The sequence below is a fragment of the Acinetobacter sp. RUH 2624 genome, from assembly GCF_000162375.2.
GTDB classification, from domain to species: domain Bacteria; phylum Pseudomonadota; class Gammaproteobacteria; order Pseudomonadales; family Moraxellaceae; genus Acinetobacter; species Acinetobacter nosocomialis.
Genome location: NZ_KI391939.1, coordinates 2,276,764 through 2,299,008 on the forward strand (window position 1 = coordinate 2,276,764; position 22,245 = coordinate 2,299,008).

Annotated in this window: 17 protein-coding genes and 1 pseudogene; 3 read left to right on the plus strand and 15 right to left on the minus strand. The window is 39.0% G+C overall.

Going from position 1 to position 22,245, the window contains the following annotated elements:
* From HMPREF0014_RS17260 to HMPREF0014_RS17275, 4 genes are all read right to left on the minus strand, one after another.
* On the minus strand, positions 1–1,013 hold a 1,013-nt coding region (locus HMPREF0014_RS17260; RefSeq protein ID WP_004885500.1), incomplete at its 3' end, for a BapA prefix-like domain-containing protein.
* 456 nt (positions 1,014–1,469) lie between these two features.
* Complete coding sequence (locus HMPREF0014_RS17265; protein ID WP_002051161.1) at positions 1,470–2,972, minus strand: cation:proton antiporter; 1,503 nt, start codon at positions 2,970–2,972, stop codon at positions 1,470–1,472.
* A 231-nt stretch (positions 2,973–3,203) separates the two neighbouring features.
* The gene (locus HMPREF0014_RS17270; RefSeq protein ID WP_004885498.1) at positions 3,204–4,103 is read right to left on the minus strand and encodes a neutral zinc metallopeptidase; all 900 of its coding nucleotides are present in this window, start codon (positions 4,101–4,103) and stop codon (positions 3,204–3,206) included.
* Positions 4,104–4,132: 29 nt separating this feature from the next.
* On the minus strand, positions 4,133–5,056 hold the full coding sequence (locus HMPREF0014_RS17275) for a DUF808 domain-containing protein (RefSeq protein WP_004885495.1): 924 nt from the start codon (positions 5,054–5,056) through the stop codon (positions 4,133–4,135).
* Between the two features lie 206 nt (positions 5,057–5,262).
* Between HMPREF0014_RS17275 and trpS the strand changes: the two genes are divergently transcribed.
* Entirely contained in the window at positions 5,263–6,276 is a 1,014-nt protein-coding gene (gene trpS / locus HMPREF0014_RS17280; protein WP_000072941.1) for a tryptophan--tRNA ligase, read from the plus strand.
* 411 nt (positions 6,277–6,687) lie between these two features.
* Here the strand turns inward: trpS and sucD are convergent, their stop codons facing one another.
* The 10 genes and pseudogenes from sucD to sdhC all read right to left on the minus strand — a co-directional run bounded on the left by sucD (position 6,688) and on the right by sdhC (position 18,347).
* Positions 6,688–7,578, minus strand: a complete 891-nt coding sequence (gene sucD / locus HMPREF0014_RS17285) for a succinate--CoA ligase subunit alpha (RefSeq protein WP_002051332.1) — start codon at positions 7,576–7,578, stop codon at positions 6,688–6,690.
* Positions 7,579–7,592: 14 nt separating this feature from the next.
* Positions 7,593–8,759, minus strand: coding sequence for an ADP-forming succinate--CoA ligase subunit beta (sucC, locus tag HMPREF0014_RS17290; protein WP_001048573.1), 1,167 nt, complete (start codon positions 8,757–8,759; stop codon positions 7,593–7,595).
* Positions 8,760–8,908: 149 nt separating this feature from the next.
* Positions 8,909–10,342 carry a dihydrolipoyl dehydrogenase gene (gene lpdA / locus HMPREF0014_RS17295; RefSeq protein ID WP_002051272.1) on the minus strand — a complete coding sequence of 478 codons (1,434 nt, stop codon included), beginning with the start codon at positions 10,340–10,342 and terminating at the stop codon, positions 8,909–8,911.
* A gap of 62 nt (positions 10,343–10,404) precedes the next feature.
* A complete protein-coding gene (gene odhB, locus HMPREF0014_RS17300) occupies positions 10,405–11,598 on the minus strand; it encodes a 2-oxoglutarate dehydrogenase complex dihydrolipoyllysine-residue succinyltransferase (RefSeq protein WP_002051292.1) in 1,194 nt (397 codons plus the stop codon).
* A complete protein-coding gene (locus HMPREF0014_RS17305) occupies positions 11,598–14,438 on the minus strand; it encodes a 2-oxoglutarate dehydrogenase E1 component (RefSeq protein WP_004885492.1) in 2,841 nt (946 codons plus the stop codon). Before HMPREF0014_RS17305 ends, odhB begins: the two co-directional genes overlap by 1 nt.
* A 157-nt stretch (positions 14,439–14,595) precedes the next feature.
* A pseudogene (locus tag HMPREF0014_RS25565) lies at positions 14,596–14,724 on the minus strand (hypothetical protein).
* A gap of 283 nt (positions 14,725–15,007) precedes the next feature.
* A complete protein-coding gene (locus HMPREF0014_RS17310) occupies positions 15,008–15,718 on the minus strand; it encodes a succinate dehydrogenase iron-sulfur subunit (protein WP_002051353.1) in 711 nt (236 codons plus the stop codon).
* Positions 15,719–15,732: 14 nt separating this feature from the next.
* Positions 15,733–17,568, minus strand: a complete 1,836-nt coding sequence (gene sdhA / locus HMPREF0014_RS17315; protein ID WP_002051114.1) for a succinate dehydrogenase flavoprotein subunit — start codon at positions 17,566–17,568, stop codon at positions 15,733–15,735.
* A 12-nt stretch (positions 17,569–17,580) separates the two neighbouring features.
* Positions 17,581–17,946 (minus strand): succinate dehydrogenase, hydrophobic membrane anchor protein, encoded by a 366-nt coding sequence (gene sdhD / locus HMPREF0014_RS17320; protein WP_000833672.1) that lies wholly within the window; start codon positions 17,944–17,946, stop codon positions 17,581–17,583.
* The gene (sdhC, locus tag HMPREF0014_RS17325; protein ID WP_006580405.1) at positions 17,946–18,347 is read right to left on the minus strand and encodes a succinate dehydrogenase, cytochrome b556 subunit; all 402 of its coding nucleotides are present in this window, start codon (positions 18,345–18,347) and stop codon (positions 17,946–17,948) included. Before sdhC ends, sdhD begins: the two co-directional genes overlap by 1 nt.
* 953 nt (positions 18,348–19,300) lie before the next feature.
* Between sdhC and gltA the strand changes: the two genes are divergently transcribed.
* Complete coding sequence (gene gltA / locus HMPREF0014_RS17330; protein ID WP_001287579.1) at positions 19,301–20,575, plus strand: citrate synthase; 1,275 nt, start codon at positions 19,301–19,303, stop codon at positions 20,573–20,575.
* Positions 20,576–20,646: 71 nt separating this feature from the next.
* On the opposite strand, the gene HMPREF0014_RS17335 is transcribed toward gltA, so the two are convergent.
* On the minus strand, positions 20,647–21,132 hold the full coding sequence (locus HMPREF0014_RS17335; RefSeq protein WP_004885487.1) for a DUF1289 domain-containing protein: 486 nt from the start codon (positions 21,130–21,132) through the stop codon (positions 20,647–20,649).
* Positions 21,133–21,243: 111 nt separating this feature from the next.
* Here HMPREF0014_RS17335 and HMPREF0014_RS17340 point away from each other — a divergent pair, with 111 nt between their 5' ends.
* Positions 21,244–22,176: a rhodanese-related sulfurtransferase gene (locus tag HMPREF0014_RS17340; RefSeq protein WP_006581826.1), complete on the plus strand. Its 933-nt coding sequence runs from the start codon at positions 21,244–21,246 to the stop codon at positions 22,174–22,176.
* Positions 22,177–22,245: the final 69 nt, after the last annotated feature.

Consider the following 22,245-nt stretch of genomic DNA (forward strand, 5'->3'; position numbering starts at 1 on the left):
GTCGCTGTCGTACCATCCGGGAAAGTGACCTTAACTGTTGAACCAGCTTCTGCTGTACCTGTTACAGGATTAGTTGCATTGATTGGATCAATTACCGGTGCACTTGGCGCAGTGGTATCTACTGTATAAGTTTTTGATTCAGTTATATTGCTACTATTACCCGCTGCATCAGTAAACGTAACTTTTGCATCAATGGTTTTATCGCTATCTGCAATTAATCCACTGCCTGGTACAACTACGCTCCATGTTCCTGCTACTTTATCTACAGTTGCAGTATAAGTTACACCATTCACAACTACAGTAACGACAGTATTTGCAGCATCTGCTGGAATATTTTTTAAGCTGCCTGTAACAGTAACGTTACCAGCAGCTTCAGTTGAATTAATAACATTATCTGAAGTTATAGGATCAACAGAGAAAGTAACCCCATTTGTATTTGGGGGTGTAGTATCTGCAGGAGAAGAGTCATTACTACTACCACTATTTGATGCAGCGGCAATGATACCGCCTGCAACTAGAGGTACTGCTGCCCATAACCATGGGTTCACACCTGCATCATGATAAAGTAATGGCTGAATTGAAGAAATTGGTTGATAAATAACATCAGACACTAATGCCTGTGGTGCTTCTGCTGGTAGTGCTGCTGGTAAGTCTTCACCTAAAAGTGCTTGTGGCTCCACATCACTGTCGGCATCTGCATCTGCATCGCTGTCAGCATCTGCATCATTTTCAGCATCTTTAAATTTTGCCCAAATGAGTTGACCATTCTGATCTTGAAATACAAGACTGTTATCAGCTGGTTCAGCAGTACCACTAAAGAAGCCTTCAATAACAATAGTTTCGCCATTTTTTAGGCGAATTACTGCATTAGTACCCTCTCTATTGACTACCAGTACATCACTGGCAGCTACTTTTACCAATACAACTGACGCTTCTGAAAGTTTTGCAGAAGTTCCCTCTGTTGTTACCAAGGTTTTGTGACTGTCCTTGGCAATAATTTGTATCTCAGGCATATCTATATTCCTTTTATATTATTGATTTAAATGATTTTTTGTATAATTCTTTTTACTTAATGTTTTCGAGTTTTTGACCTACAACTTAAAAACATTAAGTAATGTGATCATTTTTACATTAACCACTTTAAAATAAAAAAAATAAATACTAAAGTCCTTAAAGAAAAAAATTTAATTAATACAAATTTTATATAAATAAAATTCTCGTTCTTATTCTTATAAATTACGAAAAATAACTAGCAACTGTTTTATATATAAAACAAATTTAATTTTTTATTATTGAAAATTTATTGAAAACTATTTTAATTTAATTTTTTATATAACAATTTTTAATATCTCAATAAAATAAAATATATTAATAATGATATATATAGAAAAAAATGGCTTCAGATAATATTTTACTATTACACTAAAGCCTAATTTTTTAATACTAATTAAAAAGATTTTTAAGTTAAGTTAAAAATTATCTGGACTCTCAAAACGTTTTACTTCTTGTAACTTATTAGGGTCATGCATAGTTGCAATACCATCTTCTGTTTTTTGATCAACAATAACATCAGGGTTAAAGATAGTAATAGTTTCTCTTCCTAACGCATCTTCTCCTACAATATATTGAAAGCCACGGCGATTCATTTTGTGACATAACTTTTGGTAAAAGCCTTTAAGTCCTTCGGTTTCTTCATTAGGGTTGTAATAAAATGCGTTCATTACTGCCGGTAGACCAAGACCACACACCACACCAGATAACAGTACACTAATAAAGGTATATCCAATAAGAATACTACTATAAGGACTAAGTGCTGGAATATTTGCAACAGCCAGAATTAAAGCAAGTGAAATCCCGCCTCGTACGCCACCCCAAGATAAGATAGTTAAACTACCATTGTAGCTTTTGGTTTTACGCATTGTTGGGAAGAAAGCAAAAGACATAAAATTTGCTGCAAAGCGAGAAATATGCAAAATAAAGAAAGCAACTATTCCCCCTAAGATCAGGCTAAAATTCAAATCAAGAATAAATAGCTCAAGACCAATTAAAGTGAATAAGAATGAATTGATAATTCCTTCTACTGTATGCCAAAAATGATTAACTTCTCTAATCTCACGCTCTTCACGGATTTCTTTCCATTTATTACCAACGATTAAACCGCCAATCACACAAGCAATCGGAGCAGAAGCGTGAGCAAACAAAGCAACTAAATATGCTCCGCTAGCAAGTAAGGCAGTTGTTAGAATCAGGGACTCCATTTCGTGTTTGCCACGTAATAGACGTAATGTTCCTATACCGAATGCCCATCCAATACCGACAGCAACCACAATTTCATAAAGTAAAGCTTCTAAAGTCGCAACTAACGAAAAATGTTCACCTTGTAAAACGTTCAGCAATGTCATAAATAGTGCAATACACATTGCATCGTTAAATAAAGATTCGCCTTCTAATTTGACAATTAAATGATGGGGCGCACGAATCGAACTTAAAACACCTTTAATACCGATCGGGTCAGTTGCTCCCAATGCCGCGCCTAATAATAGAAGAACTAAAATTGGTACATGATGGCCAACCAGTAATTGGAAGCCGTAAAGTAAGCCACCAAACAATACGGCGCAGATAACTAGTGCAATAGTCGCTAGAATACTAATTTGTCGCCAATAACTTCTTAAGTCTGAAATTTTAAATTTCAGTGCAGAAGATGTCAGAATAAAACAAATGACGCCATTAATTAAAAAGTCATAAAAATCGATATGACGTACTGCTTCTTCAATATTGTGAATATTAATGGTAATGAACTGATTACCATTTAAGAGACTAGCTCCCCATTGCAAAATGAAGACAAAGATTGCAGAAACAAGAGGCACGCCAATAGCTTGAGGAAAGCCTAAAATACGCTTATTGAATATAGTCGTTGCAATTGATAAAGCAAATACAACTGTAAGTGCTTGTAATAAGAAAAAATTACCCATGAATACCCTTCTTCTGGGTCAATGACCAAATAAAAAACCTAGACAGCTAAACTGAACAGAATGAGGAAGTAGGCACCTTATAAGGGCCTAAACAGTTAAAAGTTGGAATATAAGTTTAACGAATTACTTTAATCATTCTATCGATCAGTTAAATTTCTTAACATTAATTATGAAGTTGGGGTATTAAAAGATGAGCTTATTTAAAGTGTTTTAATAAACTCATCTTTAACATTAGATAGGATTATTAAAAGTATCACATTGGTTGATATCACCGGACTTTAAGCCCACTTGAAACCAATGCATCCGCTGTTCACTCGTACCATGCGTAAAACTATCAGGTACAACTTGTCCTGTCGCACGTTTTTGCAAATAGTCATCACCAATTTTTTGAGCTGCATCCATTGCTTCTTCAACATCACCAGACTCTAAAAACTGAGTACGTTGTTGATTATGATTTGCCCATATACCTGCTAAACAGTCAGCTTGTAACTCTTGTCGAACAGATAATTGGTTACCCTCTCTTTGGCTGACTTGCGAACGAGCTTGTTGCACTTGAGATGAAATACCAAGCAAGGTTTGAACATGATGGCCTACTTCATGCGCAACAACATAGGCTTGGGCAAAATCCCCTGCCTGATCTTGGCGAGAAAGCTCTGATTTATTTTGCTCACCCGAAATCCCCATTTGCTCGCGCATATCTTTAAAGAATTCGGTATCAATATAAACTTTTTGGTCAGCTGGGCAATAAAAAGGTCCCATAGCAGATTGAGCGGTACCACAACCTGAGCGAGTCATTCCACTAAATAAAACTAACTTTGGTGGCGTGTAAGTTTTCCCTAATTGCTTAAATATAGGTGTCCACGTATCTTCTGTATCAGCTAATACAGTTCCCACAAAATCCGATGCTTCTTTTTGCTCAGGTGTTAAACTTTCTGGTGAGGTTGCATTTGATTGTTGTGAAGCAGTAACCTGCTGTGTTGCCTGATAAGCCATTTGCGGATCAACGCCAAAAAATTTCCATGCGACAAATGCCACGACCAAACCAATAATACTAATACCACCTGCTTTAACACCGCCCCCACCTCGACGGTCCTCAACATTGGTACTGACTCTACGATCTCTCCAGCGCATAACGTCCCTCTTCTTATTAAATGGCCTGATTAGTCAGAAGCTTTTGGCCACATTTTCTGTATTAAACTCACCACTAGCAACACAACCGCCCCAGCAATCATACCAATCGCAAAGTTCATTAATGTCGGTGTTAAAGCTCCAATAATATTGCCTACTGCGGGTATATTCTCTACATGATCGACGGTACTATCAGTAATATGATGAAGTAAAGGAATTGTATGGTTAATAATCCCTCCACCTACTAAAAACATTGCAATAGTTCCAACAATAGAAAGTAGCTTCATTAAAAGAGGAGCAAAAGCAAGTAAACCACGTCCTAGAGTTTGTTTAAAAGAAGCAGCCTGTTTTGTTAAATATAATCCTAAATCATCAATCTTAACAATCACACCAACCAAGCCATAAACACCTAGTGTCATCACAACAGCAATAATGCTAAGTACACTTATTTTTGTTATTAAAGCCGCCGTAGCAACCGTTCCTAAAGAAATAACAACAATTTCAGCAGATAAAATAAAGTCAGTTCGAATAGCTCCTTTTACTTTCTCTTTTTCAAAAGTAGCCAGATCCAGCTCTTCATTGTTAAATTCTTTTTCTGCTTCCTCAGAGGTTGAAGCTTTTCTATGCATAATTGTATGAAGAACTTTTTCAACACCTTCATAACATAGAAATAAACCACCTAGCATCAATAAAGGGTTAATCAGCCACGGTGCGATAACACTAATTAATAAAGCTAAAGGTACTAAAATAAGCTTATTAACTAAAGAACCTTTGGCAACCTTCCATACGATAGGCAATTCACGATCTGCACGTACACCTGTTACCTGTTGTGCATTTAAAGCCAAATCATCACCTAAAACACCGGCAGTTTTCTTTGCTGCCATTTTGCTCATTAAAGCGACATCATCTAAAATTGTTGCAATATCATCTAGTAATAAAAGTAAGCCACTTGCCATTTCTTATCCAGGTTTGTATTTATCTAGCTATTGTAAGATGAAATATTCCGTTTTCTGTAATTTTACTGAATAAATTCACAATATTATTTTAAGAAAGTTTAACCAATCGCTGACGAAAAAAATTTATTTCCCGTACAATAATGTCAATCTTTTATATTACAGGGCTTACTATCCCTGATTAAGCCAATACGATAGTGGAATAAATAATGAGTAATGTTGATCAGCGTCCAATTATTTTGACAGGCGACCGCCCAACCGGACAACTTCACCTTGGGCATTTTGTCGGTTCTTTGCGTTCACGTGTAGGTTTACAGGATAGCCACCATCAACACCTCTTATTAGCAGATGCACAAGCATTAACAGATAATGCAGATAACCCAGATAAAGTACGTCGTAACATTTTAGAAGTTGCTCTAGATTATTTAGCTGTTGGTATTGATCCGACTAAAACAACTATTTGTGTTCAGTCATGTTTACCAGCACTGAATGAACTTACAATGCTATATCTTAACTTTGTAACTGTGGCTCGTTTAGAACGTAACCCGACTATTAAATCTGAAATTCAAATGCGCGGTTTTGAACGTGACATTCCTGCGGGCTTCCTTTGCTATCCTGTTGCACAGGCGGCTGATATTACGGCTTTTAAAGCAACTGTAGTACCAGTAGGTGAAGATCAGATTCCAATGATTGAGCAAACGAATGAAATCGTGCGTCGTGTAAACCGTCAAATTGGTCAAGACCTTTTACCTGAATGTAAAGCGTTGCTTTCTAATATGGCTCGTTTACCTGGTTTTGATGGTAAAGCAAAAATGTCTAAGTCATTAGGTAATACCATTGTTTTAAATGCTTCTGACAAAGACATTAAAAAAGCTGTAAACGCAATGTACACTGACCCAAATCATCTTCGTATCGAAGATCCAGGTCAGGTTGAAGGAAACATCGTATTTACTTACTTAGATGCATTTGATCCAAACAAAGAAGAAGTTGAGGAATTAAAAGCTCATTACCGTCGTGGTGGTCTTGGTGACGGTACTGTTAAAAAACGTCTCGAAGGTGTGTTAAAAGAATTAATTACTCCTATTCGTGAGCGCCGTGAAGAACTTGCTAAAGACCCTGATTACATTATGGATGTTTTACGTCAAGGTACTGATAAATGTCGAATCATTACTCAGCAAACTTTAGATGAAGTTAAAGATGGCTTAGGCTTATTTAAATTCTAATTCTTAGATTCAAAATATAATTCAAAAAGCCCTACGGGGCTTTTTTCATAATTACATTTAGATTCAATAATTTAAGTTATTACAATTTCTATATATTTATTATGATTCACACGCTCTTACCCTTTTAACGTGAAGTAACACTAATTAACGTGAACCTTAATGAACAAATATGAACACCTCACTAATATAGCTCAAGTAGGTTGATATGAACCTCACGACATTTCTCCTTAAGCCGAAACTGTTTTTAACAGATTCGTTGTTCTACGCAATGATCACCCCAATCATTGCGTATTTTTTTGTCTCTTTTTAGCGTTATTATTTCTCATTTCATTTTATGCTACTTTTCAATGATGCAAAAAAATACCGCATCATTTTTCAGATGCGGTATTTTTTAAAGATTTAAGGTAGCTATTAAACTAAACCTTTCTCTTTTAATACTTGCAACATAGTTGAACCAAGCTCAGCTGGGCTACGAGTGTAAGCCATACCTGCTTTTTCAAATGCAGCAAATTTCTCTTCAGCAGTACCTTGACCACCAGAAATGATCGCACCAGCGTGACCCATACGCTTACCTTTAGGAGCAGTTACACCAGCGATGTAACCTACTACAGGCTTAGTCACGTTAGATTTGATGAATTCAGCAGCTTCTTCTTCCGCTGTACCACCGATCTCACCGATCATGATGATTGCATCAGTATCTGGATCGTCTTGGAACAATTGAAGCGCTTCGATTTGGTTCATACCTGGGATTGGGTCACCACCAATACCGATACAAGTAGACTGACCTAAACCAAGCTTAGTTGTTTGAGCAACAGCTTCATAAGTCAATGTACCTGAACGTGAGATAATACCAATACGACCTGGTTGGTGGATGTGACCAGGCATAATACCGATCTTACATTCACCCGGAGTGATCACGCCTGGGCAGTTAGGACCAACTAAACGAGTACCGTTACCGTTAGTTTCTAAATAACGTTTTGCTTTAAGCATGTCGATTGTTGGAACACCTTCAGTGATCACAACGATTAGGCCAACACCTGAATCAACCGCTTCAACGATTGAGTCTAAAACGAATGGAGCTGGTACATAGATTACAGATGCATCTGCATTTGTTTCACGTACAGCTTCTTTCATTGTGTTGAATACTGGTAAGTCAAGGTGAGTTGTACCACCTTTACCTGGAGTAACACCACCAACAACTTTTGTACCGTAGTCTAAAGCTTGTGCAGAGTGGAAAGTACCGTTTTTACCAGTAAAACCTTGTACCAATACTTTAGTGTCTTTATTAATTAATACGCTCATGATTGATACTCCCCTTACGCTTTAACTGCAGCTACAACTTTTTCTGCGGCATCAGACAAACCGTTCGCAGAAATTAATTTCAAACCAGATTCATCAAGTAATTTAGCACCTAACTCAGCGTTGTTACCTTCTAAACGAACAACAACTGGAACAGTTACGTTTACTTCTTGAACCGCTGCAATAATTGCTTCAGCAATCATGTCACAACGTACGATACCACCGAAGATGTTAATTAAAACACCTTGTACAGATGTATCAGCAAGGATGATTTTGAACGCTTCAATTACGCGCTCTTTAGTTGCACCGCCACCAACGTCAAGGAAGTTTGCAGGCTGACCACCATAAAGTTTAATGATGTCCATAGTTGCCATTGCAAGACCAGCACCGTTAACCATACAACCGATGTTACCTTCTAAAGCAACATAGTTAAGATCAAATTCAGATGCTTTTAATTCACGCTCATTCTCTTGAGATTTGTCACGTAAAGCAGCAACTTTAGGTAAACGGTAAAGCGCGTTAGAGTCGATACCTACTTTCGCATCTACACATAAAATTTCGCCGTTTTCACGAACAGAAAGCGGGTTAATTTCAAATAAAGCAAAATCGTTTTCAACAAATGCTTGGTAAGCAGCTGTCATGATTTTTACGAATTGACCGATTTGTTTGTCTTTCAAACCTAAAGCAAACGCAACTTCACGTGCTTGGAATGGTTGTAAGCCAACTAATGGATCAACTTCAACTTTGATAATTTTTTCTGGAGTTTCTTCAGCAACTTTCTCGATTTCTACACCACCTTCTGTAGAAGCCATGAAAGTAATACGACGGCTAGAACGGTCTACAACCGCGCCCAAGTAAAGCTCACGCTCAACTGGATATACGTCTTCAGCAACAATGATGCTGTTTACTGGTTGACCATTTGCATCTGTTTGATACGTTACAAGACGAGTACCAATGATATTGTTTGCAAATTCGATAACATCTTCTTTAGATTTTGCAACTTTAACGCCACCAGCCTTACCACGACCACCAGCATGAACTTGCGCCTTCATTACAGCGAATTTACCACCAAGCTGTTCAAATGCAGCAACTGCTTCATCTGCATTGGTTGCCAAGATACCTTCTTGTACCGGCATACCATATTCTTTCAATAACGCTTTAGCTTGATACTCATGTAAGTTCATTTAGTTACCTACTTAACTTTGTTTGTTGTCTTCAATTTGCGCAACATTCTCATGTTGTATGTGCAAATTGCTGTCTACGTCTATCAACTTGATGATTTTTTAATCACACCATCGAATGTGAAAAAGAGCGGAGAAACCGCTCTTTAATTTTATTTACGCTTACGTTGAATCGCGTGAATTGCACGACCATCTACAGCAAGTGCAGCTTCATGAACAACTTCAGAGAATGTTGGGTGACCAAAAGTCATCAACTGAAGATCTTCAACAGAAGATACAAATTCAAGAGCGATCATACCTTGGTGAACGATATCAGATGCTGCAGGTCCAATCACATGCATACCTAATAAACGGTCAGTTTTTGCATCAGCAACGAACTTAACAAAACCTGCACCTTCACCAGCAGCTAAAGCACGACCATTTACAGCAAAACCGAATTGACCAGTTTTTACTTCATGACCTTTTTCTTTAGCTTGTTCTTCAGTTAAACCAACCCACGCCGCTTCAGGGTGTGTATAGATAACAGAAATGATTGTGTCATAGTTTACTTGAGCAGCATGACCGTGAATACGTTCAACAGCCATTACACCCTCTTCCATTGCTTTATGAGCAAGCATTGGACCGCGAACCAAGTCACCAATCGCATATACACCTTCTACAGAAGTTGCACAGTGATCGTTTACTTCAACTAAACCACGTTCAGTTAATTTAATGCCTGAATCTTCAGCCAATAAACCTTCTGCATAAGCTTTACGGCCAACACAAACGATTAATTTGTCAAAAGTTTGAGTTTTTTCTTCGCCACCTTGAGTGTATTTAACAGTCACTTCACGACCATTAACTTCAGTGCCAGAAACTTTAGCACCAACGCGAATATCAAGACCTTGCTTAGTTAAAAGCTTTTGGTATTCTTTTGCCAAAGCTTTATCAGCCATTGGCAAGAATGCATCCATTGCTTCAAATACAACAACTTCAGCACCAAGACGACGCCATACTGAACCAAGTTCTAAACCGATTACACCTGCACCAATTACACCTAAACGCTTAGGTACTTCTGGGAAGTTTAATGCGCCAGTTGAATCAACAATAATATCTTGATCTACAGGAGCTACAGGAATATTTACAGGCACAGAACCAGACGCAAGAATCACGTATTTAGGTTCTAAAACTTGAGTTTCACCTTCATGAGAAACGAACTCAACTTTTTTACCAGCAAGTAATTTACCTGTACCTTTTAACCACTCAATACCGTTGCCTTTAAGCAATTGGTCGATACCGCCAGTTAATTGGTCAACAATTTTGTCTTTACGAGCAAGAAGTTTTGCAAGATCGAAATTCACTTCACCAGTTGTAATACCGTGATCAGCTAAGTGATGCACTGTATCTTCATAACGATGAGAAGAATCAAGCAAAGCTTTAGAAGGGATACAACCTACGTTTAAGCAAGTACCACCTAAAGAAGGCTTACCGTTGTGAATACGTTTTTCAATACAAGCGACTTTGAAGCCTAGTTGAGCAGCACGAATCGCAGCTTCATAACCACCAGGACCACCGCCGATGACAACAAGATCAAATTGTTGAGACATTTTTATCTCCATAAACCAAGATAGAGGAACGCTCTATCCTGGTAGGTATTTATTCGAAGAAATTAAAGATCAAGGATGAGTTTAGCTGGCTCTTCTAACAATTCTTTGATTGCTACCAAGAAACCTACAGCTTCTTTACCATCGATCATACGGTGGTCGTAAGAAAGCGCTAAGTACATCATTGGCAAGATTTCAACTTGACCATTTACCGCCATAGGACGCTCTTGGATTTTGTGCATACCCAAGATACCAGTTTGCGGCTGGTTCAAAATAGGAGTTGAAAGCAATGAACCGAAAGTACCACCGTTAGTGATAGTGAAAGTACCACCAGTCATTTCTTCGATAGATAATTTACCATCACGTGCTTTAGCAGCATAAGCAGCAATACCTGCTTCAACTTCTGCGTAGCTCATACGGTCTGTATCACGTAATACTGGTACAACAAGACCACGATCAGAAGATACTGCAACACCGATGTCATAGTAACCGTGATAAACGATATCGTCGCCATCAATTGAAGCATTTACAGCTGGGTAACGTTTAAGCGCTTCAGTTGCTGCTTTAACGAAGAATGACATGAAGCCTAAACGAGCACCATGACGTTTTTCGAAAGCATCTTTATATTGCTTACGCAATTCCATGATTGGCTTCATGTTAACTTCGTTAAATGTAGTTAACATTGCAGTTTCTTGAGTAGCTGCAAGAAGACGCTCAGCAACACGTTTACGTAAACGAGTCATTGGAACGCGTTTTTCGATACGCTCGCCAACAGCAACGCTTAACGGAGTAACGTTAGCAGCTGGTTTAGCTTGATGGTTTGCAACATCTTCTTTAGTGATACGACCACCACGACCAGTACCTTGTACGTCAGAAGCAGCAATACCAGATTCAGTTAACGCTTTACGGACCGCAGGAGCTTGATCAGACACAGTTTCTGTACGCTCAACAACAGGAGCTGCACCAGCTTGAGTTTGAGCAACTGCTTGTTCTACTGCTGCAGGAGCAGCAGCTGCGCCAGCACCAGCTTCGAATTGAGCAATAACTTCGTCAGAAAGAACTGTATCGCCTTCACCTTTAATGATTGCAACCAAGCTACCATCTGCAGGAGCAACAACTTCTAAAACAACTTTGTCGGTTTCAATATCACAGATTACTTCATCACGTGATACAGGTTCACCCACCTTTTTATGCCAAGTTGCGATGGTGCCATCTGCAACAGACTCTGGGAATACCGGTGCTTTAATTTCGGTTGCCATTATTGAGAATCTCCTGATTGTTCAGCTTCGATTGCCAATGCATCATTAATTAGCTGAGCTTGTTGTTTTGCATGCAAGTACGGTGAGCCACAAGCTGGTGCAGCAGAAGCTTCACGACCTGCAAAACTGATACGGATTTGTTTGCCAGATTTTAAGATATCGTCATATAAACGCGGTGCGATAAACAACCAAGCGCCTTGGTTCTTCGGCTCTTCTTGTGCCCAAACGAGTTCTTTCACATTTGGATAAGCAGCCAAGATTTCCGCAAGACGTTGCTCTGGATATGGATACAACTGTTCAATACGTACGATTGCAACATTAGTTAAGTTTTGTTCACGACGTTTTTCGAGTAAGTCGTAATAAACTTTACCGCCACAAAGTACAAGACGAGTTACATCTGACTTGTTAATTTGATCGATTTCGTCAATTACAGTTTGGAATGAACCATGTGCTAGCTCTTCTAAAGTAGAAGTCGCAAGTTTATGACGAAGTAAAGATTTCGGTGACATTACGATTAATGGCTTACGAATTGGGCGTACAGCTTGACGACGTAATGCATGAAAAATCTGTGCAGGTGTCGTTGGAGTGATCACTTGCATGTTGTCTTCAGCACATAACTGTAAGAAACGTTCTAAACGAGCTGAAGAGTGCTCTGGACCTTGACCTTCGAAACCATGTGGTAACAACATCGTTAAACCACAAACACGCTCCCACTTAGTCTCACCAGAAGCAATAAACTGATCAATCACAACCTGAGCACAGTTTACGAAGTCACCAAATTGTGCTTCCCAAATAATTAAGCTCTTAGGAATTGTAGTTGCGTAACCATATTCAAATGCAAGAACTGCTTCTTCAGATAACAAAGAATCGTAAATCGCGAAACGTGGTTGGTTCTCTTTAACATGACAAAGAGGAATGTAAGTTGAACCATCAACTTGGTTATGCAATTTCGCATGACGGTGTGAGAAGGTACCACGACCTACGTCTTCACCAGTAATACGAACTAGATAGTCTTCATCCAATAAAGTCGCATAAGCTAAAGTTTCTGCTGCACCCCAGTTTAAAGGAGTTTCGCCAGTTTGCATTTTCACGCGATCTTCAATTACTTTTTGAACCTGACGCTGCATTACAAACCCTTCAGGAAGTTTGCTCATGCCCTCGCCTAATTCTTTAAGGCGGTTCAAGTCAAATGAAGTATCCCAATCGTCTGTATAGTCATGGCCCAAATATGGAGTCCAATCAACAAACATTTTGGTATTTGGTTCAAGAATCAATGCATTTGCTACATGATTACCCGCTTCTAAATCAGAACGGTAATCTTCAACCATTTGATCAGCTTCAGCACGATCAAGTACTTTCTCTTGTACAAGTTGATCAGCATAAAGTGTACGAGTAGTTGCTTTCTTCGCAATTACTTGATACATCAATGGTTGTGTACCAGATGGCTCATCCGCTTCGTTATGACCACGACGGCGATAACAGAACAAATCGATAACAACATCTTTACGGAATTCGTGACGGAAATCATGTGCTAATTGAGTAGCAAAGATAACAGCTTCAGGATCATCACCATTTACATGGAAAATCGGTGCCTGAATCATTTTAGCAACGTCTGTACAGTACTCTGTAGAACGAGCATCACGTGGATCAGAAGTTGTGAAACCAACTTGGTTATTCACAATAATATGAACCGTACCACCAACTGTATAGCCACGAGTTTGTGACATTTGGAAGGTTTCCATGTTCACGCCTTGACCTGCAAATGCAGCATCACCATGAACAATAACTGGCAATACGTCATCACCGCCGATGTCTCTACGACGTACTTGACGCGCACGCACAGAACCTTCAACTACAGGACCAACAATTTCCAAGTGAGATGGGTTAAATGCCAATGCCAAGTGAACTTCACCACCTGGAGTCATTACATTACTTGAGAAACCTTGGTGGTATTTAACGTCACCAGAACCTTTCTTATGAAGTGATTTACCTTCGAACTCACCAAACAAGTCCGCCGGATTTTTACCCATAATATTAACAAGAAGGTTCAAACGGCCACGGTGTGGCATACCGATAACAACTTCTTTACAACCTACAGCACCAGCACGCTGGATAATCTCATTTACCATAGGAATAAAAGATTCGCCGCCTTCAACACCAAAGCGTTTAGCACCGACGTATTTATTACCGAGATATTTTTCTAGCCCCTCAGCAGCAGTTAAACGCTCTAAGAAGCCTTTCTTTTGATCATTTGAGAAATTGAATTTACCACGGGCACTTTCAAGACGCTGTTGAATCCAACGTTTTTCTTTTGTGTCCACGATGTGCATGTATTCAACACCGATTGAACCACAATAGATTGCTTCCATTGCTTCAATCATTTCGGCAAGCGTTGCTTCGCTCTTGCCAATCTCAAGATTGCCTGTATTGAATACTGTATCTAAATCTGATTTGGTTAAACCGTGTGCTGAAAGATTTAAATCAGGAATATCTTCACGCTTAGCAAGACCTAATGGATCTAATTTAGCTTTTTGATGTCCGCGATTGCGATAAGCAGCAATAAGTTGTAAAACGCCAATTTGACGACGCTCATGCTCAGTACTTACAGTACTTTGTACAACAGGTTGAACACGATTAGCATTACGTCCTAGTAATAGGAATTGCTCACGCACAGCGCTGTGTGGTTGGTCACCCTTTGGATATTTATCGAAATATTGGCGCCAGTCCTCAGCGACGGAGGTTGGGGAAGTCAGGTACTGCTCGTAAAGTTCTTCAATATACGCTGCACTATCAGCGGAAAGTTCAGTGTCAAGACGCAATGCGTCAGCAACTTCTTGCATTTGTGGACCCATTTCCTATTGCAAAAAATATTACAGGCTGCCTTTTAAGCACACCCATGATGCATAATGTCAAATTGGTAAAAATGACACTACTTACCCAACAGGTCTTCAAGACCATGGGGCGTCATACTACCTAGAGAGAAAACTCCATAGGTAATTAATGAATCACAACGCCCTCAATGGCATCATCACTCACCTTATACTCGATTAAAACCGAGCAATTTTTTGCAAATCTTTTTAGAAAAATTAACTATACAATTAACTTTTCTAAAATGACTTTGACCATAAAAATTAAGCACTGATCTAAGATCGTGCCACTTAATTTAATTTCACTAGTATACGCTTTTTTTACCTACAACTTTGTGGCAAATCGTATCATGTTCTTAACGAACGATTGATTTTTTTGACACATACCATCTATAAATTGGCGAAATACATATCCAATTTTATCTATTAATATATGGTGCTTTATATAAAAACCCCTCTTTTAACGACTAAAGTATAAGACGTCTATTATAAAATTAAAAAAAAACGCACATCAAGGATGTGCGTTCTCTATTTGTGCAGAATTAACCCGCTTGATCTAACAACATATTACGGATGTGACCGATAGCTTTTGTTGGATTCAAACCTTTAGGACATACTGACACACAGTTCATGATACCTTTACAGCGGAACAAACTGAATGGATCGTCAAGACGAGCCAAACGATCTGCAGTCGCAGTATCACGAGAATCAATAATAAAACGGTATGCATTCAACAATGCTGAAGGACCCAAGAATTTATCAGGGTTCCACCAGAATGATGGGCATGAAGTTGAACAACATGCGCAAAGAATACACTCATACAAACCATTTAAGTGTTCACGCTCTTCCGGAGACTGTAAACGCTCTTTAGGTGGAGCTGGCTGATTATTGATCAAGAATGGCTGAATTTTGTCATATTGATCATAGAATTGGTTCATATCAACAACCAAATCTTTAACAACCGGCAAACCTGGCAATGGACGAATTACAATTTTCTCTGGTAAGTCATTAAGGTTTTGCAAGCAAGCTAAACCATTCTTACCATTGATGTTCACACCATCAGAACCACAAATACCTTCACGGCAAGAGCGACGGAATGTTAACGTTTCATCTTGAACTTTCAAAGCAAGCAATGCATCAAGCAACATACGGTGCTTATCAGTCAATTCAAGTTTGAAAGTTTGCATGTACGGCGCTTTATCCTTATCAGGATCATAGCGGTAGATTTCGAATGTACGAGTACCTCTACTCATCTTTATACTCCCGATTAGAATGTACGTGGTGCTGGTGGAATTGGATCAACAGTTAACGGCTTGAAGCGCACTGGCTTATATTCCAAACGGTTATCTGATGAATACCATAAAGTATGTTTCATCCACTCATCATCACGGCGACCGTATGAATAAGTTGGGTGATCAGCTGGTAATTCATAGTCAACTACCGTATGCGCACCACGACATTCTTTACGCGCAGCAGCTGAAATTAATGTAGCTTTTGCAACTTCATATAAGTTTTCAACTTCAAGCGCTTCAACACGTGCAGTGTTAAATACTTTAGATTTATCTTTCAAGTGAATGTTACGCACACGCGGTTCAAGAGCAAGAATCTCTTTAACACCTTTATCAAGCAATGCTTGAGTACGGAACACACCAGCGTGGTCTTGAACGATATCACGAATTGCATCAGCAACTTCTTGTGCATTTTCACCAGAAGTTGATTCATCCAACTTACGTACGCGATTTAAAGTTTGCTCTAATACGTTTGTTGGAAGCGGTGCATATTCATCACCATGATGCTTAGTTACGTAGTCGATAATGTGCTCACCAGCAGCTTTACCAAATACAACCAAGTCAAGAAGTGAGTTAGTACCTAAACGGTTTGCACCATGTACTGATACGCAAGAACATTCACCAATTGCATAGAAACCTTTTACAGGTTTAGTGTAGTTGTCTGTACCAGGTTCTGGTAAGCACACCTGACCATGCATATTCGTAGGAATACCACCCATTTGATAATGGATTGTTGGCACTACTGGAATTGGTTCTTTAGTAATGTCTACGTTTGCGAATTTTTTACCGATCTCAAATACAGATGGTAAACGCTTCATGATTGTGTCAGCACCTAAGTGAGTCATATCAAGTAAGATATAATCACCTTTTGGACCACAACCACGACCTTCTTTAATTTCCTGGTCCATAGAGCGTGATACGAAGTCACGTGGAGCCAAGTCTTTTAAAGTCGGTGCATAACGTTCCATGAACGGTTCGCCGTCTTTGTTACGAAGGATCGCACCTTCACCACGACAACCTTCAGTTAACAATACACCTGCGCCCGCAACACCCGTAGGGTGGAATTGCCAGAATTCCATATCTTGTAATGGAATGCCAGCACGAGCAGCCATACCAAGACCGTCACCAGTGTTGATATAAGCATTTGTTGATGCACGGTAAACACGACCAGCACCACCAGTTGCAAACAATGTTGCTTTTGCTTGGAATACGGCAATATTACCAGTTTCTTGGTCAATTGCAGTCACACCAAGCACATCACCTGCTTCGTTACGGATCAAATCAAGAGCGATCCATTCAACGAAGAATTGAGTACCCATTTTCACGTTGCTTTGATAAAGCGTGTGCAATAATGCGTGACCAGTACGGTCAGCAGCAGCACAAGCACGTGGAACTGGTTTATCACCATAGTTCGCAGAGTGACCACCGAACGGACGTTGGTAAATTGTACCATCAGCGTTACGGTCAAACGGCATACCCATATGTTCAAGTTCATACACAACTTTTGGTGCTTCACGACACATAAATTCAATTGCGTCTTGGTCACCTAACCAGTCAGAACCTTTTACCGTATCGTAAAAGTGGAAATGCCAGTTATCTTCTTGCATGTTACCTAACGACGCACCGATACCGCCCTGAGCAGCAACTGTATGTGAACGTGTTGGGAAAACTTTAGTAAGTACAGCAACTTTCAAACCTGCTTGAGCAAGTTGGTAAGATGCACGCATACCAGAACCACCACCACCAACGATAACTGCATCGAAAGTGAGGTTTTGAATATTTGAATAATCTTCTTTAGGGTTTATCGCGCCCATGATATCTTCCTATCAATTCGCCCAGAAAATCTGGATACCCCAGATTGCGTACACAAACACTGCAATAATGACAGCCGTAGTCAGTACAAGGCGTAAACCTTTCGCTGAAGGACCCATTTGACGAGTAGTGACATAGTCAGTGAAAACTTGCCACATACCAATCCATGCGTGTGCGATAAGCGACAAAATTGCCAATAAAGAGAAAATCTTCATTGGTAATGTCATCATGAAGCCAGCCCATTGTTGATAGTCAAATCCGCCTTTGCAGAGAATCCAACCAAAAAGAACAACAGTATAAGCTGCCAATACCACAGCACTTACACGCTGGATAAACCAATCACGAGAACCTGAACCTGTTAAACCTGTAGCACTTTTCATTAGAACATAATCCATACAAAGGCTGCGATAATGGCTACCACAGATAAGATCAATGAAATTGTCGCTGCAATACGACCGCTTTGCAGTTCTTCAGCAAAACCTAGATCTGCAAGCAAATGCTTAACCCCAGCAATAAAGTGGAAAATTAAGCCGGCTACAAATACCCAAACGATAAAACGTACAAGGATATTTCCGAAAACGACATTTTTAACGTAGTCAAATCCTTCTGGTGAAGATAATGATTTATCTAGAATCCATAAGAGAACTGGTACTAATAAGAAAACGATGACACCTGATAAACGGTGTAAAATTGATGCAATAGCCACGGGTGAGCGTAAATTTACCGCTAACACCTGACCCATGGACAAATTGACAGGTCTGTTGCTTTTCACAGCGGGCATCCTGTAGGTAGAAACTCCGACCGGAGTTTGTTGAATTAATTCCAAGGAAAGCTGGCATTGTTAGGCAAGCACAGCTCATGCCTAACCTATAAACGACACTGAATTATAAAACGCGAAATATCAAAATACAAACAATCCACTTTGCCTTTTCCGCAAAAACTCATTAAATAAGAATCATTCACATAGCCAAACAGTAGTCTTCCCTATCCAAAATTTAAGACTAAACAAAACATATGCTTGTTTAACAACATCTTTTATAAAAAATATCTTTTCTACTGCTTTATCTAAAATAAGTGAGTTTTAGACTAAAGATAAAGTTAATAATTCATCAAGCCTAATCAAAATCATAAACCAAATTTACCGTTACATACTAATTTTAATCATTTTTATTTTAAAAATATCCAATATCATCATTTACCTTAAATGTAATAAAGAGCTACTTGACTCTTAACAGTGAGTAGTATTTTTACAAAAAAAGAGTTTTAAATTTTTAAGGATGTTCAACAAGCTATTTTTTAAACAATTAAACTTAAAAAAAGTACAACTTTTAGAATTATCAAATAGTGATAATTAGGCAATTTTTGAATCGCAATTTAAAATTACAGACTGAGTTTTATGATTTTTTTAAGCGGATTGGCATTTTATAACCATGTCTAATTCTTAATTCTAATTTAAAAATTTGCTTACAATTGTACTCACGCTTCATTTTTTTTCTGCACGTTCTTCTTGAATTGACTTATGATACCATCCCGATGCAGTGATTTTACTGACTTTTTTGCTCGGGTCTTGATGACTAACTCTCTGTGGGAACGTCATTTTTTATCCATAAGTATAATTGACAAAATTTCAGTACTCACTAATCTTATAGCAAATTTTGACACCGTCTGATTCGCACATGAGAAAATTAGGATTTCGAGTCAGATAATCATTCACCAGGACAGGAGATCTATTGAATGTCTGAAGCAACTGGCAAAAAAGCCGTATTACATCTTGATGGCAAAGAAATTGAATTACCAATTTACAGTGGCACATTAGGTCCCGATGTAATCGACGTTAAAGATGTATTGGCCTCAGGTCACTTTACTTTTGATCCTGGTTTTATGGCGACAGCTTCATGCGAGTCTAAAATCACATTTATCGATGGTGACAAAGGTATTTTATTACACCGCGGTTACCCGATTGACCAGTTAGCGACTCAAGCAGACTACCTTGAAACTTGTTATTTATTATTAAATGGTGAGTTACCAACTGCTGAACAAAAAGTTGAGTTCGATGCGAAAGTTCGTGCTCACACTATGGTTCACGATCAAGTTAGCCGTTTCTTCAATGGTTTCCGTCGTGACGCACACCCTATGGCAATCATGGTTGGTGTAGTTGGCGCATTATCTGCGTTCTATCACAACAACCTTGACATTGAAGACATCAACCACCGCGAAATTACTGCGATTCGTTTGATTGCTAAAATTCCAACGCTTGCTGCTTGGAGCTACAAATATACTGTAGGTCAGCCATTCATCTATCCACGTAACGACTTAAATTACGCGGAAAACTTCTTACACATGATGTTTGCAACTCCTGCAGACCGTGACTACAAAGTAAACCCTGTTCTTGCGCGCGCAATGGATCGTATTTTCACGCTTCATGCTGACCACGAACAAAACGCTTCTACGTCTACAGTTCGTCTTGCCGGTTCTACTGGTGCGAATCCATATGCGTGTATCTCTGCTGGTATCTCTGCTCTTTGGGGACCTGCACACGGTGGCGCGAACGAAGCAGTTCTTAAAATGCTTGATGAAATCGGTAGCGTTGAAAATGTTGCTGAGTTCATGGAAAAAGTTAAACGCAAAGAAGTTAAACTTATGGGCTTCGGTCACCGCGTTTACAAAAACTTCGACCCACGTGCTAAAGTAATGAAGCAAACTTGTGACGAAGTTCTTGAAGCATTAGGTATCAACGATCCTCAATTAGCGCTTGCTATGGAACTTGAACGTATTGCATTGAACGACCCGTACTTTGTTGAACGTAAACTTTACCCTAACGTAGACTTCTACTCTGGTATCATCCTTAAAGCGATTGGTATCCCAACAGAAATGTTTACTGTTATCTTCGCTCTTGCACGTACAGTTGGTTGGATCAGCCACTGGTTAGAAATGCACAGCGGTCCTTACAAAATTGGTCGTCCACGTCAACTTTACACTGGTGAAGTGCAACGTGACATCAAGCGTTAATATTCGAAAGAACATTAATGTAAAAAAGCTGCCTTATGGCAGCTTTTTTTATAAATAAGTTTTTTTAAAAGTTACTCTTCTTCAAACATATTTAACAAGTGATGACTAATACCATCCGCTCTTAACCAAGCCAACTCATAACTTGCTTTAGCTAAAGCTAAAATACGCCTTTCAAACTCAGTCCATATGTCTTTAACTTGTGCTTCTGAAATCCCTAAACCACTCTCAGGAGCTAAATGCTTATTCTTTTCACATATTTTTAAGGCATGGTAGAGTTTACGCCCTTTACTCGCCCCTTCCATTAACCGAACACGCTTACTTAATATAAACCCTTCCACATGCTGGATATTTGCCTGTGGCAACATAGGCACCAAAATTTGGTCTAATTGATCATCTAAGCGCTTCCAGACAGCTAAACGCTGCTCTACTGTATAAGTATTCCATTGAATTACTTCATGGTTAAAACGGCGACAACCACGACATACTTGATCACCAAAAACTGTTGAACAACGCCCTGCACATGGGGTGAGAGAGAGCGTTCGATGATCATTACTCAAAACAAACTCCTTAAATAAACCATATACTTTTTATGGTTTTCTCGCTTATTACAAATTTTCGCGCTAAAATACGCGCCTTAAATTTCTATCTTAATACATTTGGAGTATTCCATGAACGCTACTGTAGAACAGCTTGCACCTGTAGAACAGCAAGCGACCGCGGGTTGGGTTGTTGCAGCACTATATCAATTTAAAGAAGTTCAAGATCCGGCCGATCTTCAACAACGTCTTTTAGACTTAGTGAAAACAATTAACCTTTGCGGAACTCTGATTGTAGCAGGTGAAGGAATTAATGGTACGGTTGCAGGAGACCGTGAGGCAATTGATACAATTCATCAATTTTTATTAAATGAAGGCTTCAATGCTATGGAATATAAAGAATCCCATAGTTCTGACAAACCTTTCCGTAAAATGAAAATTAAGCTTAAAAAAGAAATTGTGACTTTAGGCGTAGAAGTAAAACCTCGTGATTTAGTTGGTCACTATCTTGATCCTAAAGAATGGAATGAGCTTATTGCACGCGATGATGTCATCTTAATCGACACACGTAATGACTATGAATACAAAGCCGGTACTTTCAAAGGTGCAATTGACCCTAAAACAGAAACATTCCGCGAATTTCCTGAGTACGTTAAAAAAGAATTAGAACAGCATAAAGACAAAAAAATTGCGATGTTCTGTACTGGTGGTATTCGTTGTGAAAAATCAACTTCTTTACTTCTTCAAAAAGGATTTAAAGAGGTTTATCACCTAAAAGGCGGTATTCTCAAATATTTAGAAGAAACACCAGCTGATGAAAGTCTTTGGGAAGGTGAATGTTTCGTATTTGACGGACGTACTGCGGTAACTCATGGTGTCGAAGAAGGCGCAAACATTAAATGTCATGCTTGTGGCTGGCCTTTAACTCCTGAAGAATCAGCGCTACCAAGCTATGAACATGGTGTTTCTTGCGTATATTGCATCGATAAAACAACAGAGAAACAAAAAGCTGGTTTCCGTATGCGCCAGTCACAAATTGCTGCTGCTAAGCGTAAACGCCTATAAAATTAAAAAGTAACTACAAAAGGCATTTAGTTTTCTAAATGCTTTTTTGTTTCTTCTAAATAAGTGCTA